General features: G+C 65.9%; 13 protein-coding genes. 4 read left to right on the top strand and 9 right to left on the bottom strand.

All coding sequences use genetic code 11. The features are described 5' to 3' along the window. The first annotated feature begins 11 nt into the window (after window positions 1-11). From NJG22_RS09665 to NJG22_RS09655, 3 genes are all read left to right on the top strand, one after another. A complete protein-coding gene (locus NJG22_RS09665) occupies window positions 12-512 on the top strand; it encodes a GNAT family N-acetyltransferase (protein WP_253094067.1) in 501 nt (166 codons plus the stop codon). An 85-nt stretch (window positions 513-597) separates the two neighbouring features. After that, window positions 598-1,422 carry a protein phosphatase 2C domain-containing protein gene (locus NJG22_RS09660; RefSeq protein ID WP_253094065.1) on the top strand — a complete coding sequence of 275 codons (825 nt, stop codon included), beginning with the start codon at window positions 598-600 and terminating at the stop codon, window positions 1,420-1,422. 246 nt (window positions 1,423-1,668) lie between these two features. Further along, on the top strand, window positions 1,669-2,715 hold the full coding sequence (locus tag NJG22_RS09655; RefSeq protein ID WP_253094064.1) for a cytochrome D1 domain-containing protein: 1,047 nt from the start codon (window positions 1,669-1,671) through the stop codon (window positions 2,713-2,715). A gap of 145 nt (window positions 2,716-2,860) precedes the next feature. Here NJG22_RS09655 and NJG22_RS09650 read toward each other — a convergent pair whose 3' ends face one another. Together NJG22_RS09650 and NJG22_RS09645 are read right to left on the bottom strand one after the other, a co-directional pair. Further along, a complete protein-coding gene (locus NJG22_RS09650; RefSeq protein ID WP_253094063.1) occupies window positions 2,861-2,998 on the bottom strand; it encodes a hypothetical protein in 138 nt (45 codons plus the stop codon). 123 nt (window positions 2,999-3,121) lie between these two features. After that, window positions 3,122-4,006: a LysR substrate-binding domain-containing protein gene (locus NJG22_RS09645; protein ID WP_253094062.1), complete on the bottom strand. Its 885-nt coding sequence runs from the start codon at window positions 4,004-4,006 to the stop codon at window positions 3,122-3,124. A 103-nt stretch (window positions 4,007-4,109) separates the two neighbouring features. Here NJG22_RS09645 and NJG22_RS09640 point away from each other — a divergent pair, with 103 nt between their 5' ends. Continuing rightward, entirely contained in the window at window positions 4,110-5,060 is a 951-nt protein-coding gene (locus NJG22_RS09640; RefSeq protein ID WP_253094061.1) for a DMT family transporter, read from the top strand. 3 nt (window positions 5,061-5,063) lie between these two features. On the opposite strand, the gene NJG22_RS09635 is transcribed toward NJG22_RS09640, so the two are convergent. The 7 genes from NJG22_RS09635 to NJG22_RS09605 form a co-directional block, all read right to left on the bottom strand. After that, entirely contained in the window at window positions 5,064-5,804 is a 741-nt protein-coding gene (locus tag NJG22_RS09635; protein ID WP_253094060.1) for a putative DNA-binding domain-containing protein, read from the bottom strand. A gap of 1 nt (window position 5,805) precedes the next feature. After that, a complete protein-coding gene (locus tag NJG22_RS09630) occupies window positions 5,806-6,633 on the bottom strand; it encodes a DUF692 domain-containing protein (RefSeq protein ID WP_253094059.1) in 828 nt (275 codons plus the stop codon). A 119-nt stretch (window positions 6,634-6,752) separates the two neighbouring features. Further along, window positions 6,753-7,241, bottom strand: coding sequence for an EF-hand domain-containing protein (locus NJG22_RS09625; RefSeq protein WP_253094058.1), 489 nt, complete (start codon window positions 7,239-7,241; stop codon window positions 6,753-6,755). A gap of 163 nt (window positions 7,242-7,404) precedes the next feature. Further along, window positions 7,405-7,965 (bottom strand): DUF4174 domain-containing protein, encoded by a 561-nt coding sequence (locus NJG22_RS09620; RefSeq protein ID WP_253094056.1) that lies wholly within the window; start codon window positions 7,963-7,965, stop codon window positions 7,405-7,407. 180 nt (window positions 7,966-8,145) lie between these two features. After that, window positions 8,146-12,666 carry an NEL-type E3 ubiquitin ligase domain-containing protein gene (locus NJG22_RS09615; RefSeq protein WP_253094053.1) on the bottom strand — a complete coding sequence of 1,507 codons (4,521 nt, stop codon included), beginning with the start codon at window positions 12,664-12,666 and terminating at the stop codon, window positions 8,146-8,148. A 78-nt stretch (window positions 12,667-12,744) separates the two neighbouring features. Further along, window positions 12,745-15,105 carry a DNA polymerase II gene (locus tag NJG22_RS09610; RefSeq protein ID WP_253094051.1) on the bottom strand — a complete coding sequence of 787 codons (2,361 nt, stop codon included), beginning with the start codon at window positions 15,103-15,105 and terminating at the stop codon, window positions 12,745-12,747. A 110-nt stretch (window positions 15,106-15,215) separates the two neighbouring features. Then, complete coding sequence (locus tag NJG22_RS09605) at window positions 15,216-16,427, bottom strand: MFS transporter (RefSeq protein WP_253094049.1); 1,212 nt, start codon at window positions 16,425-16,427, stop codon at window positions 15,216-15,218. Window positions 16,428-16,498 lie beyond the last annotated feature (71 nt).

Raw genomic sequence — 16,498 nt, 5'->3', positions numbered from 1 at the left:
GAGCGCCAGACATGCCCGACATTCCTACGCCCATCGACTGTGGCGGCCTGACATCCCGCCGCCTATCCCCACCCGACGAATCGATGATATGCACCCACCGCCAAGCCATGTTCCGTGAAGCCGGTGGCGATCCCGCACAACTGCGCAGCATGACCGAACATTTCGGCCCCTGGCTGCGACCCCGCCTGGCCGACGGCCGCTACTACGGCTTCGCCTTGCTCGATGGCCAAGCCGTGGTGGCGGCCATCGGCCTGATGGACATCGACTGGCCGCCGCACCCGGCACACCCCACCCAGGACCGGCGCGGCTATGTGCTGAATGTCTACGTCGAGCCCTCCCATCGCCGTCGCGGCCTGGCCACGGCCCTGATGCGCCTGGCCGAAGCCGAGTTCAGCCGGCGCGGGCTGGGGTTCGCCGTGCTGCATGCCACCGACGTCGGCCGGCCGGTGTATGCCGCACTGGGCTGGGCGGCCACCGCGGAAATGGCCAAGACCTTGCACCCGACGCCCTGATAGTTTTGCCAGTTGCGCGGTTTGACGGCGGATGCGACAACCTTCAAGGTCACAGCACTGCCTGACCCTTGCAAGGAGCCAAACGATGCATTTCGACCTGATCCAGACCCTGAGCCTGGCCGGCAAGCCTGACGTCCCCAACGACGACCGTATCGGCTGCGCCGATCGCCACGCCTGGGTGATCGACGGCGCCACCGACCTTGGCCAGCCCGGCCTGCTCGGGGCTCGGGGCGGCGCGGCCTGGCTTTCGGGCACCGCGCAGCGGGCCTTTGCCGGGGCATCGGGCAGCTTGCAGGACATCTGCACCAGCGTGTTCGAGCAAATTGCCCAGGCCTTCCAGCAGGATCGCCAACGCCAACCCGTGGCCCCCTGGGAATGGCCACGCGCGGCTTTCGCCGCCGTGGCGCTGGAGGGGCGCCAACTGGTCTGCGCGCACCTGGCCGATTGCGTGGTCCTGCATCGCAGCGCCAGCGGCGTGCGCTTCCTGACCCCCGAGCCCGACCACAAGGCCGAGCGTGCCGAAGCTGCCGCGCTGGGCCCCGGCACCGGTGCCCACGGCGTACGCACCGAGGCCGTGGTGCTCGACCGCCGCGCCTCCCGGGAGCGTGCCCAGGCAGTATTGGGGGTCGATGCGGCGCGGTCCGGGCAAGACACGCTCTACTCGCGTGCGCCAGCAGCACCTGGGGACGATGTGGTATTGATGAGCGACGGCTTCGCCGCGCTGTTCGACACCTATCAGGTCTGTGACCCCACAGCCTTCATCAGGCGCCTGCACAGCCACGGGCTTGCCGATCTGGGCAATACCTTGCGCACGATCGAGAACCTGGATGATGTCTGCCTGCGCTACCCACGGTTCAAGATGAGCGACGACGCCTCGGCAATCTGGCTGCGCATCGCCGGTCCCCTGTAGCCAGCCTTGCTGGCGAACCTGGCAACGCGGAAGATGGCACCGGCTGCGCCGGTGTTCGCCGGCAAGCCGGCTCCTACAGGTTTGCGGCGCACCCTGCCCCGTAGGAGCCCGCGCCCACCTTCGCGTCTCTGTGCGCCTGCCCAGCCAGCAAGGCTGGGTGATCGCCGGCGAGGAAACTCTCGGCGCACTGCACCGGTCACAGCCTTTGAGCATGCAACAAGGACCACAATCCAAAGGAGACTGGACATGCCCCATCCTCATCGCAAAACCCTGCTCCCGCTGGCCCTGGCCAGCGCCCTGCTGGCCGGTGCGCCGCAGGCCAACGCCGACGACATCCTGCTGGTCGGCAACAAGGCCGATGCCAGCGTCTCGGCCCTGGACACCCGCAACGGCCAGGAACTGCTCCGCCTGCCAGTGGGCAGCGGCCCCCACGAAGTGGTGGTCAGCGGCAACGGCCTGCTGGCAGTGGTGGGCAACTACGGCGCGCAAGGCACCGCCAACAACAGCCTGAGCGTGATCGACTGGCCCAGCCGCACGGTAGTGCGCACCATCGACCTGGGCCAGGATTCGCGCCCCCATGGCATCCGTTTCCTGCCCGACAGCCAGCGAGTGGTGGTCACCACCGAGGACAGCGAGCGCCTGCTGATCGTCGACCTGGCCCAGGGCAAGGTGCTCGACCGTATCGAAGTCGGCGGCGGCAAGCCGCACATGGTCGCGCTATCACCCGGCGCCGACCGCGCCTATGTCACCCACGTCGACGGCGGCAGCCTGTCGGTGGTCGACCTGCTGCACAAGAAGAAGATCGCCGAGATCCCCACCGGCCAAGGCAGTGAAGGCGTGGCGGTGACCCCCACCGGTACCCAGGTGTGGGTCAGCAACCGCGCCGGCGACGATGTGGCGATCGTCGACACCCAGCGCCTGGAGGTCACCGACCGCATTCGCACCGGGGTGTTTCCGATCCGCATCGCCATGACCCCGAACGGCAAGTACGCCCTGGTCACCTGCGCCAAGTCGGCGGAGCTGGCAGTGATCGATGTGGTCGCCAAGAAAGAGATCAAGCGCATCGGCCTGGCCCGCGAAGGCGCCGAGTACCGGCGCACGCAATTGGGCGAGGAAGCGCTGCCGATCGGCGCGGTGGTATCGCCGGACGGCCAGCGGGTCTACGTGGCGATCAGTGGCGGCGACGAAGTGGCGGTGATCGATACCGCCAACTGGAGCGAAAAGGCCCGTTGGAAGGCCGGGCCCGAGCCGGATGCCCTGGCGATCGTGATCCAGCCGAAGGAAAAGAGCTGACGACCAGTGAAAAGGCGCCTCGTACGAGGCGCCACGTCGTCTGCATCGCCCTGACCGCAGGCGAGCTTGCAGATCTGTAACCCCAGCGTCATGCCCCTGTTGGCCGGCCGTCGCTAGCCTGGACTGCGAACCCACCTGCGCAGACTCACACCATGTTACGACCGACCCTGCTTGCCGCCAGCGACACCTGGATGACCTGCCGGCCAAACGCCGCCAGGTCGATCAAGGCGGCGACGGTCAAGGCGAGGGTCAGGGTTGGCCTGGGGGAAGCGTCGAACGCCATGGAAGCTAACCTGTGCAATACGGTTCGCGGCAGAGGATCGTATGCGTTCGGTGACGGTTACGCAGAGCTGGATAGAATCCAAATGAATTCATTTATATAGAGATACTCTTCATACGGCATCCATCACTGCCCCGACAGGAAACTCACCAGCTGTCGCCCATGGCTGCTCAGCCGCTCCCAGCCACGGAAGCAGATACGCAGCTCCAGGGTCGCCCAACGCTCTTCCAGCACCACCCGGCGCACGGCCAACTCCTGCTCGGCGCGAATCGCCGCGGTTTCCGGGAGCATGGCGATGCCCGCGTGCTGGGCCACCAACTGGGCGATGGCCTCGAAGCTTGGCGCCCGTACGCGCACCTTCAGCGGCATGGCCAGGCTCATCGCCAACTCCTCGACGAAGCGCTGCATGGCCCGCTCGGCGGGCAGGCAGACGAAGGCGAAGCCCAGGGCATCGGCCAGGCGCAGTTGCTCACGGCTGGCCAGGGCATGCTCGGTCGGCACCAGCAGCACCAGGCGCTCGGTGCGAAACGGCAGCGACACCACGCCATCGTTGACCAGGTTGCCGTCATACACACCAATCTCGCAATCGCCCGCCAGCACCGCCCGCACCACATCGACGCTCTTGTGCTCGACCAATTGCAGGTCGACCTGCGGATAGTCGGCCAGGAACGGCCCGAGCACCGCGGGCAACAAGGTGCTGTTGGTCACCGTCGACACCGCCAGGTGCAGGTCGATACGCCGCTGCCCGGCCAGCTCCTTGAGCGTGTCGTGCAGTTTCTGCGCCTCGCCCAGCACGCCACGGGCCGACTCCAGCACCAGGCGCCCGGCGGGGGTCAACTGCATGCCGTCGGCCTTGCGCATGAACAACACCAGGCCGCTACGGGCCTCGAACTGCCGCAGCCGGGTGCTGGCGGCCGAAACCGCCACCGGGAAGCTCGCCGCCGCCTTGCTCAAGCTACCGGTGGCGGCGATGGCGGCGAGCAGGCGCAGGTCCGCCAGGTCGAAGTGCATGGTGCCTTCTCCAAAACAGAAGGGTATGTTCGAGAAAAAGCGATTCTAGCCCGTCATCCTTCTGTTCAGAATAAGCCGCGACTCATTTTGTTACGGACTGACCATGACCCACCTGCCCGCCCCGCTCCACCGCGCCCTCGCCAACGGCAGCCTGTACGCCGTGCTGGCGGCCCTGGGGTTCAGCTTCAAGGCCATCTTCGTCAAGCTCGCCTATGCCGCCGGCCCAGTGGATGCCATCGCCCTGCTGGCTCTGCGCATGGCCCTGGCCCTGCCGTTGTTCGCCTGGCTGGTGTGGTCCAGCCGTAGCCAGGGCGCCGCCGCCCTGACCCTGGGCGACGGCCTGCGCGTGGCCTTGCTCGGGCTGTTCGGCTACTACCTGGCGAGCCTGTTCGACTTCTACGGTTTGCAATACATCAGTGCCGGCCTGGAGCGGCTGATCCTGTTCACCTACCCCACCCTGGTACTGGTGATCCAGGCCGTGCTCCAGCGGGAACGCCCGACCCTGCGCACCTTGGCGGCCATGGGCCTGTGCTACCTGGGGCTGGGGATCGCCTTCGTGCATGACATCGGCAGCGCCAGTGGCGGCAGCCAGGTGCTGGTCGGCGCGTTGTGGGTGTTCGCCAGCGCGGTCACCTACGCGTTGTACTACGCCGGCACCGGCATGATGCTCAAGCGCATGGGCTCGATGCGCCTGGCCGGGCTGTGCGGCACGGCATCATCGCTGATGGTGCTGGCCCACTACCTGCTGGTGGCGGATGTCGCCCCCTTGCTGCAATTGCCGCGCGCGGTATGGGCCAATGCGGCCTTGATGGCGCTGTTTTCGACGGTGCTGCCGATCTACTGGGTGGCCCTGGCGATCCAGCGCATGGGCCCGACCCACACCGCGGCGGTGGGCAACCTGGGGCCGGTGCTGACGGTGCTGGCTTCGTGGGCGATTCTGAGCGAGGCGATCTCGCTGTACCAGGTGATGGGCCTGGCGCTGGTACTGTTTGGCGTGTCGCGCCTGAAACCGGCGAAAAAGGCCCAGCCGCAGGCAAGTGCCGGTCGAGCCTAGGCTTCACCTGTGCACGTGTTCGCCGGCAAGGCCGGCGCCTGCGGCGGTGCCGACAATGATGCCCTGTTCGCGCAATTGCTCCAGCAGCCTCAACCCCTGGCGCTGGACCTCGTCATTGCCCAGCGCCCGCAAACGCTCGTGGCCGCTGCCGGGCAGACCTGCCAGCAGTTGCCAGGCCATCGGCGCCAGGCGCGCGAAACGCACCTGCAGGCCAGCATCCCGATACACCAGCAACAAGGTGCAGGCGGCGGGCACCTGGTCAGGCTGGTAGCCCGGCCCGATCCGCTCCACCGGCCAGCGATAGGCCAACACCCGGGCCACGCACGACAACAGCGGCTCACCTTCGAGCAAATCACCGGCAGGGTCATGGCAAGGATCCTCGGCGTCGCTCAGGAACAACTGCGCCTCGATCCATTCGTAGTGCGCCAGCTCGAGCTGCCAAGGGGCATCCAGCTCAATATGTTGCAAGTAGTCGATGAACGCTTCGGCGATTTCCGTGAACAGCGGCGTCTGGCTGCGGTAATGGGCATAGAAGTCAGCGACCCGGGCATGCCAGCGCCGCTGGCCGAGGGTTGCGCGCAGCACCGGGAAGCTGCCCGCCAGCAGCCCTTCGATGGCGCCATAGAACAGCTCGCGGTAGATTTTCAAGCGTCGGGCCTCGATGCCCGGCGGCGCAGGATTGACGGCCGGATCACGCAGATGACGGGCCAAGGTGAATTGTTGCGCACGTAAGGTCGCAGGCATGTCAGCAGCCTCCATGGGCCAGTTGCAGCGCACGGATGCGCGCGGTCTCGGCCAGCAGCTCGGCCAGGGGCGGATAGTTGAAGTCACGCTCGAGCACCGTCGGCTGTGCGCCGAAGCGCTGGCAGGCACTGGCGAACAGGTTCCAGACAGCCTCATCGACCGGCGCGCCATGGGTGTCGACCTTGAGGTCCAAGGCTTCGTCGTAGTGGCCGGCCACGTGCATGCCCACCACCCGCTCCCGCGGGATGCCGGCGAGGAAAGCCTGGGCGTCGTAGCGGTGATTGCAGGCATTGACGAAGACGTTGTTGACGTCCAGCAGCAGATCGCAGTCGGCCTCGGCGAGCACGGCGCGGATGAAGTCGAGCTCATCCATGGCCTGGTAGGGCGCGGCGTAGTAGCTGATATTCTCGACCGCGATGCGCCGCCCGAGCATATCCTGGGCCTGGCGAATGCGCGCGGCCACATGGTGCACGGCTTCCTCGGTGAACGGGATCGGCAACAGGTCGTAGAGGTGGCCGTCGTCACAGCAGTAACTCAGGTGCTCGCTGTACAGGCGTACCCGGTGGCGCTCCAGGAACTGCCGGGTTCGACCGAGAAACGCCGAATCCAGCGGCTGTGTCCCGCCCAGGGATAACGACAGGCCGTGGCAGGCCATGGCAAAGCGTTCCGCCAGGCGTTCCAGGCCTTGGCCAAAGGTGCCGCCGACGCCGATCCAGTTTTCCGGGGCGCACTCGAGAAAATCCAGCTCGGCGCTGTCCATGCGCAGCAGTTCGGGCAGCAAGCCCCGGCGCAGGCCGAGCCCGGTGTACAAGGGGGTGGGATGAGTCATTGCCAGGTCTCTCGCAAGGTCTTGCGGATGTAGGCGCCTGCCTTGCCGGCGAACCAGGCAGCGCGGTGCATGGCACCGGCTGCCCCGGTGTTCGCCGGGCGGCGCCTAGGGCGAGCGCGTCAGGATTTGTTGCTCAGGTGGCTGAACAGCCCATCAGGCATGGCCTTGCCATTGGCCTTGAAGATCCCGGCCAGGTGGTCATAGGCTTCCTGTTCGGAGATGAAGCCATCGTGATTGCGGTCGATCTTCTCGAAGTCGGCGGCGCGATCCTTGGCCACGGCAAGGAACTCCTCGCGGGAAACCTTGCCATCGTGGTTGCTGTCGGTGCGGGCGAACGAGGCGTCGCCGCACTTGCCTTCCCCGCACTTGCCCTCGGCACCAGCCTTGGCGCTGGCACCACACTTGCCCTCGCCACACTTGCCTTCGCCCTGGGTGGCTTTGCCGCTGGCGCCGCACTTGCCCTCGCCGCACTTGCCCTCCCCCGGGGTCTTGGCAGCAGCCAACTGGTAACCCTGGACCAGCGGTTCCACGGCAAAGGCAGTGTTCCCCAGGACCATGCCGCCGATCAGGGTGGCGCCGAGCAGGCCGAGCGTATTGCGCGTTTTCATGGTGTTGCTCCACTTGGTTGGAAAGTGGAGCCATTTGGCCGCAGCAGTGTGTCGTCGGTGTATCGCGACAAAGGGGGTTTTGTATGTCAGTCGGTCGTGGCGGCGGGTAGATACACAGTGATACAGAGCACGGCCCGCCGCGGGGCGAGCCGCGCCCTGGCGGTCAATCCTCGAGAGGCTTGGGCGGCGCGGCAGGCTTGGCGGGCTTGCCAGGTTTGGCCTTGCTGTCCTTGGCCTTGGGCTCGGCGGGGGCGGCAGCTACCGGCTCTGGCGCGGTCACCGCCTTTTCGCTGGCCGGCAGCTCATCGACAGCCTTGAAGATCACCTGCGGGTCGAGCTTCTCGCCGCTGTCGTCGTCCTTGAGCACATGCCGCTCACCGTCCTTGCCCACCAGGATGACCTTGGTGCCCTTGCTCGCGCCCAGCTTGAGTTCGCGGATCAGGGCCATGGTGGCCTGCTGCTCGAGGTTCTTGTCCTCGCGCTTGCCCATCATGTTGGCGACGCTGAACAGCACCAGGTTACGCTCGGTGAAAGAGGCCTTGGTAGCGGGGTCTTCCAGCGCCTGGTTCAAGCCACGCAGGGTCGGATCGGCGCTACTGGGCGCGATCACCACCAACGGCCTGGCCTTGCCCAGTTCCTTGGCCAATGGTGCGTCACTGTCGGCGGCGTACAAAGGGCCGGCTACCGCGAGCAAGGTGGCGAGGGTCAGTGACCGGACGAGCATGCGCATCTCCTTGTGTTGTCGATAAACCAAAAGACTACGGATCCGGGAGAAAGATCCGACGCGGGAGCCTAAACCAGCTGACCAGCCTTCGGCGCGGGCAAAAGGTTACTGGCCATTACCGGCTCCTGCGGCAACGCCTTTACGCAATGAGCATAGTCCAACTGACCGCACGGGTGCGTCCTAGGGCCAGCGGTTCAACGCCTCGATCGTCAAGGAGTACTTCTGCTGGTAAGTCCACTGCTCGCTCTCTTCCTGCAACGCCTCGTACGCTGAATCCGGCGCGGCTTGGGCAGCCAGCGCCGCCGACCTGTCGTGGAACGACTGGGGGAGCTTCAGTCGATCACCGTATGTCTCAGCGACATGGTCTTGCCAGAACGTGCGCTCTAGCATCCAGACCGCCAGCGTATCCGGCGTCTCTGCGCTCAGGACCAGTTGCCGGGTTTGCGCGATATCTTCAGCCGCGACCACCACGGCATTGGCGAAACGCATGGTGCGCACGCCGATGGGCAAGTCCAGCGCATCACGCAATTGCAGGCAGTAGATCAGCGCCACTTCGAGGGACTCGCGCTGCCCCTGCAGGGTACGCGATGCATTCAGCCAGGCGTAGTGCTTGACCATTTCCAGCCGCCATAGCCGGCGTGACAGCCTGACCAGGGCCTGGCCGCGCTGCGCCTTGGGCAAGTCGTGTACGGTCTGCCACAACAGCTTGCGCACTTCCAGGTCACTGAACACCGCCGTCGAGTTGTCCGCGCAGTTTTCCACCACGGCGTTGTCGAACAGCTCCTTGGCCAGCGGGGCATTGCCGATCATGCTTTCCATCAGATCCAGGACCCGCGCGGCCAGGTACTTGAAGGTGTCAGCGCCCTTGAAGTCGGCAGAACGCGTCAATGCAGCCAGCAACTGCAGAAAGTTGTCCGAACCGTCCATGATTTCGATACTCGCCCAGGCAGCCGCGAGGGTATCGCGCAACGCAACGTCCATGCGGTCAAGCCAGTGCAAGTGATAAGGGACCTGGCTGTCATAGGGCGTCTCCCATTCTTCCTGCCAGCTGGTGTTCTGCCGGACAGTCACCGGGTTGCCCGTCAAGTCCACGTAGCCTTCGCGCCACAAGGCCGACCTCAGGAAGTCCTCGGGCAGCTCGCCGATGTCGTTGCCTGTCAAGTCGAGCAGATACAGACTGGGATTGGCCAGCACGCCCAAAGGCAGCTGCTCGAGCTGCGTTCCACGCAAGTGCAGTTCGCTCAACCGTGTCATGGTGGCCACTGAGAGTCCGTCCCCCAGGGGGTTGCCCGACAGATTGAGATAGACCAGCGACCTGCACCCACCGAGCACCGCCGCCTGAGCCCCATCCAACGTGATGCGGTTATCCGAAAGATCCAGCACCCGCAGGGCAGGCCTCAGGATCAAGCTGACCGGCAGGCGCTGCAGCTTGCTGCCTGTCACTTCCAAGGCGCGCAAGTTCGGGAAGGCGCGCAGAAAATCATCGGGCAGCGCCCTGAGCTTCAGGGCGCGCAGGGCGATGTTGCGCACATGGGGGAAGCTCACCTGTGCCGGCAACGGCGGCAGCGAACGCAACGGTTCTCCGGTGAAGGTCCAGGTGACCTCCACTTGCAGATCATCGGCATTGATACGCCCCGGGATGACTTCCCGCCAGCATTCCAATGTCGCCTTCCTGAAACGACCCCGAGCTTGCCGGTCGCCGCCCAGAAGCCCTCCTCTCTCCCACTGTTTCAAGCTGTCGTCCAACAACTGGGCCTGCTGCTCGAGCACGGTCAGCTCCTCGCTGGCCGCACGCCTTGCCAGGTGCATCCGCAGCAGCCACTGCTCGATCTGCGCAGCGCTGTACGCTGGGTACAAGTCACGCAACCGCGCCGCCAGCGAGCGTGGACGGCGGCCCGCCCGGCCCTGGCGACTGAGGGTATTGCCGCCCAGCGGATAGCCAAGCCTGCCATCGTCGAGCCGTTGAGGCGCGACGAAGCTCGTTGCTGCCTCGTCCTTGCCCAGCTGCTTTGCGATCAATGGCCTTTGCGCGGGCAATTGGCGTGCCAGCATCCGGCGCAAATTGAGCGCATAGGGCGCGTCCACGCCCAATGTCGAAAAGTCCTCGGTTTGCAGGGCGCCGACCAGCACGTTGAACAACTCGTCCGGCCCCGCCAGGCCAATACCCAGGGCATCCTCCAGGCTGAACAGGCCATTGTCGTGGATCAGTCGGTAGCTGCGTCCAGCGCCAGCCATGGTCTGCAACGGTTGCAACGCCTGGCCGTCGAACAGCCGCACGTGCGGCCTGCCCGCCCATGCGCTTCGGGCCTCCAGCATGGCCAGGACGGTCCTGGCCAGATCGAGGTCCTGTGGCACGTCGAAGTACAGCGCTTCACAGGCACGGGTGACCCTGATGCGCAGCATGCTGGCCCGCGCGGCCTGGACCAGCTGGAATGGCAGCTTGTGTGTAGTGTCGAGGTAGTCGCGGTCGGCCTGCGTGGCTGCGCCCAGCAATTGCCGGACGGCGAACCGGTGCAGGCGGGGAAACACCTTGCGCAGTGTCAGGGTCGCCTGATCCTCGGTGGCCTGTGTTTCATCGTACAGTTGACGCAGTAACGTTCGCCGCTGTTCCCAGGCGTGTTCGGCCAACGCTTGCCCTTGCTTGCCCGCCGCGCCCGGCAGCGCCTTGACCTTGGCCAGCAGCTCGGGATCGTCGGTAGCCTGCGCGGCGCGCAGCGCGCTGACCAGATCCTGCACCCGGCGCTCGATCAACAGGCGGCTGACAGTGTCCGCCAGCTCGGGCTCCGGTGCCTTGCCGTACACATGCAAAGCCCGCAGGTGCTCGGTATTCAAGCCATGGATGCTCATCGCTTGATCGATCTGGGCATCGTCCAGCTGGCGAAACGGCCCCTCGAGGCGGCGAAACATCTGGTAGGGGTCATCCCACTCGACCGGTTGCTCGCTCCATACCCGCCAGGCCCCCGCCCCGTTGCCACGCAGCACTGGGCCATGCCCCTGGCGCGGCAGCAGTTGCCATTGCTCGTCGCTGGCGCGCTGGCGCACCTCGTAGTAGTAGCCCTGCATGCTCACCCAACTGCGTTCGCCGAGCCGATACACACCTTGCTCGTCGAGGGTGGCAAGGGCTGGCGGTGGCGCACCGCGAAACGGCGTCACATCACCGCTCCACAGCTTCTCCCCCCCTGCTTCCAGGCGCGCAGGCACCAGCTTGTCCACGGCGTTCCAAGCACGGCTCACGCCCCCCACCAGCGCGGCGGTCGCGCCGATCATCGCCACGCTCCTGGCGATGTTCAGCACATGTTCCAGGGCGTCATGCGTATCGCCTTCTCGCCAGTCCTCGACGGCCTGGAACAGCTCATCGAGTAGGTCCCAGACCATGACTGCCAGCAACAGGGCGCCCAAGGCCGGGACGAACAACGCGGCCAGGCCCAGCAGTGTCCAACCCTCGGTCTCCAGTTGCTGGCGATGTTCACGCTGAAGTTGCCGATCGATCTTGCCTGCGGGCACGGCGATCACCTCGGCATCGTCCTTGATCTGCACGATATAGGCCTTGGCCAACTGTTCGAACAGCGTCGGCGCATACGCGCGCATATGCTGATCCATCTCGCGGGTGGCGAAGTCGGCGACGCCCTCCAGTTTCGCCGCCACCTTGGCGAAGAACTTGCGGCTGTCGCGACGACGCACGAAGCGGGCGAAGAACTGCTGGTAAGGTTTGTTGCGCAAGCGCTTGCCCAGCACTTTGCGGGTGAACGCCTCCAGGTCGTCGCTCACGCTCCAGGGACCATGGGGGTCGCCGGGGATGTACACCAGTACCTTGCGGCTGAAATTGAACAACCAGCCCTCGTGTATCACATCCAGTACCACGATCTGCTGCAGGTCACAGCCAAACGCCTGCATCTGCTTGGCAATTACCGGCGCGTCGTCCAGGGTGCCTGGCTTGCCCTTCTGGCACAGCTCGATGATCAGCGCCAGTTCGCCGGCCTGCAACACGCCTTCCGACTTGGCCTTGCACGCGGCAATCAACATCTCGCTGCTGTACCGGTCCTGCAAGCTTGCGGCGACGGCATGGCCGCTGGCGGTTCGCTCGGCAGGCGCCTGGAGAATGCCAGCGAGGTGCTGCTGGTAGCGCTCGCCCAGGTCCAGTACCCGACAGAGCCCGGCGAACTCGATGGCGGTCGGTCGCTGCTGCTTGGCGCCCTTGCTGTCGACCACACAATTGTCCCGCGGCTGGCCGCTGGGCGTCGTTTCAACCTGGGAAAAGTTGTACAACGCCGCTTCAAGCAAGGGAATGTCGTAGTAGTCCTTCTCCATCTGTGGCTGACGCCCCGTAGCCCCCTGCGTTTTGGATGAGACCGCAAAGTAATAGACACGCAAGAACAGCTGATCGATTTCCACCAACGTGCCGAACCGCTCGAGCATTTCACGCTGCAGCAGCGGCTTGGCAAACAGGTCGATACCCTGTATTCGCTTGAGCTCGGCGGCCAAGCGGTGGCGACAGCGCAAGCTGGTCTTGAAGGCCTCGTGAAGGGCTGTGTGTTGCGATGGGTAAAGGCCGCTGGCGGGAATGTTCTGGTCCGTTGGCTTGGCCATCGTCAGTTTGCCGATCCAGTCCGGCAAGCGCTTCACGATCATGCCATCCTGATACGCCTGTTCCAGTGCGAGCGTATCCACCGCTTTGCTCAGCGGGTCGAGCGTGCTGGCCATTTCGCCTTCTCCTCAATGATTGAGGAGCAAAACTAAAGGCTGGCTGTCTTTTGAGGGTGCTATAGGGTTACCACCCGTTCAGAACAGCGGCAATTGCTGATCGATCAGGGCACTGAAGTCATCACCGACAAAGGGCAGAATGGCATCGGCCACCGGCTGCAATTGCCGAGTCAGGTAGTGCTCGTAGTCGATCGGCGCCTGCAGGTTCTCCAGCGGCTCGGGCCCGGCCATGGTGACCAGGTAGCTGATCCAGCCGCCGCGTTGATACTGCCTGGGCCGCCCCAGGCGGCTGTTGTAGTCGTCCGCCAGGCGCGCGGCGCGCACATGCGGCGGCACATTGCGCAGGTAATCGGCCAATGGCCGGCGCAGGCGCTTGCGATACACCAGCAGGGCATCCTGTTCGCCCGCCAAGGTGCGGTGCACGTACTGGCGCACATACTCGCGATAAGGCTGGCCGCGGAAGATTCGCCCATAGAGCTCCTGCTGGAACTGGCGGGCCAGTGGCGACCAGTCGGTACGCACCGACTCCAGGCCCTTGAACACCATGTCGCCGTCGCCTTCGCCACGGCGCACCAGGCCGGCATAGCGCTTCTTGCTGCCCTCCTCGGCGCCGCGAATGGTCGGCATCAAGAAGCGCGCGTAGTGGGTCTCGAACTGCAACTCCAGCGCGCTGTCCAGCCCGAGGGTCTCGCGCAGGTGCTGGCGCCACCACTGGTTGACCTGCGCGACCAGCGCGCGACCAATGCGCGCGGCGTCGTCTTCGGCCTGCGCGCCCTTGAGCCAGACGAACGTGGAGTCGGTGTCGCCGTAGATTACGTCGTAGCCCTGCGCCTCGATCAAAGCCCGGGTCTGGCGCATGATCTGGTGCCCACGCAGGGTGATCGACGACGCCAGGCGAGGGTCGAAAAAGCGACAGCCGCTGGAACCGAGCACCCCGTAGAAGGCATTCATGATGATCTTCAGCGCCTGCGAAAGCGGCGCGTTGCCGTCACGCTTGGCTGCCTCGCGGCCCTGCCACACGCGCTCGACGATGGCCGGCAGGCAATGCGCGGTGCGGGAAAAACGCGCACCGCGAAAGCCCTCCACCGAATGAGCGTCTTGCGGCTGGTGCAAGCCCTCGACCAGGCCCACCGGGTCGATCAGGAAGGTCCGGATGATCGAGGGGTACAGGCTCTTGTAGTCCAGCACCAGCACCGAGTCGTACAGGCCTGGCCGCGAATCCATGACGAACCCGCCGGGGCTGGCCTCGTCCGGGCGGCTGCCAAGGCTGGGAGCGACATAGCCCAGGCGGTGCATGTGCGGTATGTACAGGTGGCAGAACGCGGCCACCGAGCCGCCACTGCGGTCCACCGCCAGGCCCGTGACCGACGCGCGCTCGAGGAGGAAGTCGAGCAGCCGGGTATGGGCGAAGATCCGCGTGACCAGTTCGCAGTCCTTGAGGTTGTAGCGGGCCAACGCCGGCTTGTCCTCGGCGAACATCCGGTTGATCTCCTCCATGCGCGCGTACGGGGTGTCGATGGCCTTGCCTTCACCGAGCAACTGCTGGGCGACGCTTTCCAGGCTGAAGGATGGAAAGCTCCAGGTAGCCGAGCGCAACGCCTCGATACCGTCGATCAGCAAGCGCCCGGGCGCTTCGGCGAAAAAGTGATGGCGACTGCCATGCTCACGCAGGTGCAGCGGCGCGCCATCGCGGCCCAGGCACAGGGGTACCTCGAGCTGGCGGGCATGTTCGAAAAGCAGGCGCAGGTCGAACTGCACCAGGTTCCAGCCGATGATCGCGTCCGGGTCGTGCAGGGCCAGCCACCGGTTGAGGCTGTCGATCATGGCCGCGCGATCGGCGCAATAATGCAGTTCGAAATCCACCGCAGGGTGTTCACCCGCGGCCGCACCGAGCATGTACACCGTGCGCTGCCCGCAGCCTTCCAGGGCGATGCTGTACAGCTCGCCGCGCTCGCTGGTCTCGATATCCAGTGACACCAGGCGCAGTGGCGGGCGGTAGTCGGGGTCAGGCTTGAGCTGGGCGTCGCACCAGGTACCTTGTGCATCGGGATGGCCGACAAAACGTACCGGGGCGGTAATGAAGCGCTCCATCAGGTAACGCTCGGGCGGACGGATATCGGCCTCCAGCACCTCGATGCCGGCGCCGCGCAGGCGCTTCTCGAGGGCCATCAGCTGACGGTGCTGGCGGCAGTACAGGCCGAGCACTGGGCGCTGGTCGAAATCACGCAAGTGCAGGGGCTTGAGCTCGACGCCCGGCTCGTTGGCCAGTAGCGCCCGGGCGTGATCGGCCTGGGCAGCCGGAATGAACGCCACCGAAGGCTGGGGCGCCAGGCGTAGCCGCCTGGGGCCCTGGTCGGTGGCCAGCCAGAATTCCACGCTGGCGCCTTCGGGCGTGTCATGCCAATGACGGGTAAGGACAAAGCCCCGTTGCAACTGCACCGCGTGAACCTCGCAAAGCTGGAGCGCAAATGCCGATTCTACCGTGCCGGCAAGCCGGCTCCTACAGCATTGCCCTCCCAGCCCGTAGGCACCAGCCTGGCCGGCGCGCATCATCCCCGCCGGGCGCCACTGGCGAACCCGGCCCGGCGCCCGCCGAACACCAGCCACCCGGCCACGGCGAGCAACCCCAGCACCACCGCGCCAAAGGATGCCACCCCGGCCCCGGTCAACAACAAGCCGCCGATGATCCCGCCCAGGGCGATCGCACTGTTCCACACCGTCACCAGCATCGACTGCGCCACATCGCCGCCCTCGCCCGCCGCATCGGCACAGGCGGTCTGCAGCAAGGTCGGCGCGCCACCATAGGTCAAGCCCCACAGCGCCACGCTGGCATGCACCAGCCACGCCGAGCCCTGCACCTGGCCCAGCGCCAGGGTGGCCAGGGCAAAGCCTGCCAGGCATGCCAGTACCAGCGCGCGCAGGTGACGGTCCACGCCCAGGCCAACCAGCACGATGCCAACCAACGATGCCAGGCCGAAGGTCATCAGCACCTGGCCGACCTCGCCCGCCATGCCCAGCGCCGCCAACAACGGCACGATGTAGGTATAGAGAATGTTGTGTCCCAGGATCCACGCCAGGATCACCAGCAGCACCCGCGCCACCCCGGGTGTGCGCAACACCCCCAGCGCCGCCGGCCGCCGGCCCGCCACCTGGCCGGGGAAATCCGGCACCGCCCGCAGCACCCAGCCCACCAGCAACAGTGCCGCCAGCGTCACCACCACGAACGTGGCGCGCCAGCCCAGCAAGGCGCCTAGCCAGGTGCCGATCGGCAACCCCAGCGACAGCGCGATGGGCTGCCCCAGCATCGCCACTGCCATCGCCTTGCCCTGCTGCGCCGGCGCCACCATGCGCCGGGCATGGCCGGCGATCAGGCCCCAGGCCAGGCCGGCGGCGGCGCCGGTCAGAAAACGCAGCAGCAAGGTCAAGGTGTTATCCGCTGACACAGCGGTCAACCCGTTGCCCAGCACGAAACCACCGATGGCCAGCAACAAGGCCCGGCGCCGAAACCAGCCCTGGGTCAAGGTCACCAGCGGAATCGCCGTGAGCAACGAACCCAGCGCGTAGGCGGTGACCCATTGCCCGGCCATGGCCTGGCTGATGCCCATGCCCGTGGCGACCTGGTCGAGCAGGCCGGCCGGCAGGGTCTCGCTGAGGATGGCGATGAAGCCGGTCAGGGCCAGGGCCAGCAACCCACCCAAGGGCAGCCGCGCCGCCTGGGCACTAGGTTCGGCGGCGCATGCCGCGGGGGAAGGTGTATGCATGGATGCCTCCAACTGTCGATCAAGGCCGGTATCTTGTGACAACGGGGCATTACGGAAAAAGACGGTTAGAA

This window comes from Pseudomonas sp. VA159-2, from assembly GCF_024126635.1.
In the GTDB taxonomy this organism is placed as follows: domain Bacteria; phylum Pseudomonadota; class Gammaproteobacteria; order Pseudomonadales; family Pseudomonadaceae; genus Aquipseudomonas; species Aquipseudomonas muyukensis.
Note: the sequence above shows the minus strand (reverse complement) of the source record. Positions and strands in the feature narration are given on the sequence as shown.

What these genes read in the sequence shown, in the direction of transcription:
- NJG22_RS09665 (WP_253094067.1), top strand. Translation starts at nt 12, where the DNA reads ATGCCCGACATTCCTACGCCCATCGACTGTGGCGGCCTGACATCCCGC.
- NJG22_RS09660 (WP_253094065.1), top strand. Translation starts at nt 598, where the DNA reads ATGCATTTCGACCTGATCCAGACCCTGAGCCTGGCCGGCAAGCCTGAC.
- NJG22_RS09655 (WP_253094064.1), top strand. Translation starts at nt 1,669, where the DNA reads ATGCCCCATCCTCATCGCAAAACCCTGCTCCCGCTGGCCCTGGCCAGC.
- NJG22_RS09650 (WP_253094063.1), bottom strand. Translation starts at nt 2,998, where the DNA reads ATGGCGTTCGACGCTTCCCCCAGGCCAACCCTGACCCTCGCCTTGACC.
- NJG22_RS09645 (WP_253094062.1), bottom strand. Translation starts at nt 4,006, where the DNA reads ATGCACTTCGACCTGGCGGACCTGCGCCTGCTCGCCGCCATCGCCGCC.
- NJG22_RS09640 (WP_253094061.1), top strand. Translation starts at nt 4,110, where the DNA reads ATGACCCACCTGCCCGCCCCGCTCCACCGCGCCCTCGCCAACGGCAGC.
- NJG22_RS09635 (WP_253094060.1), bottom strand. Translation starts at nt 5,804, where the DNA reads ATGCCTGCGACCTTACGTGCGCAACAATTCACCTTGGCCCGTCATCTG.
- NJG22_RS09630 (WP_253094059.1), bottom strand. Translation starts at nt 6,633, where the DNA reads ATGACTCATCCCACCCCCTTGTACACCGGGCTCGGCCTGCGCCGGGGC.
- NJG22_RS09625 (WP_253094058.1), bottom strand. Translation starts at nt 7,241, where the DNA reads ATGAAAACGCGCAATACGCTCGGCCTGCTCGGCGCCACCCTGATCGGC.
- NJG22_RS09620 (WP_253094056.1), bottom strand. Translation starts at nt 7,965, where the DNA reads ATGCTCGTCCGGTCACTGACCCTCGCCACCTTGCTCGCGGTAGCCGGC.
- NJG22_RS09615 (WP_253094053.1), bottom strand. Translation starts at nt 12,666, where the DNA reads ATGGCCAGCACGCTCGACCCGCTGAGCAAAGCGGTGGATACGCTCGCA.
- NJG22_RS09605 (WP_253094049.1), bottom strand. Translation starts at nt 16,427, where the DNA reads ATGCATACACCTTCCCCCGCGGCATGCGCCGCCGAACCTAGTGCCCAG.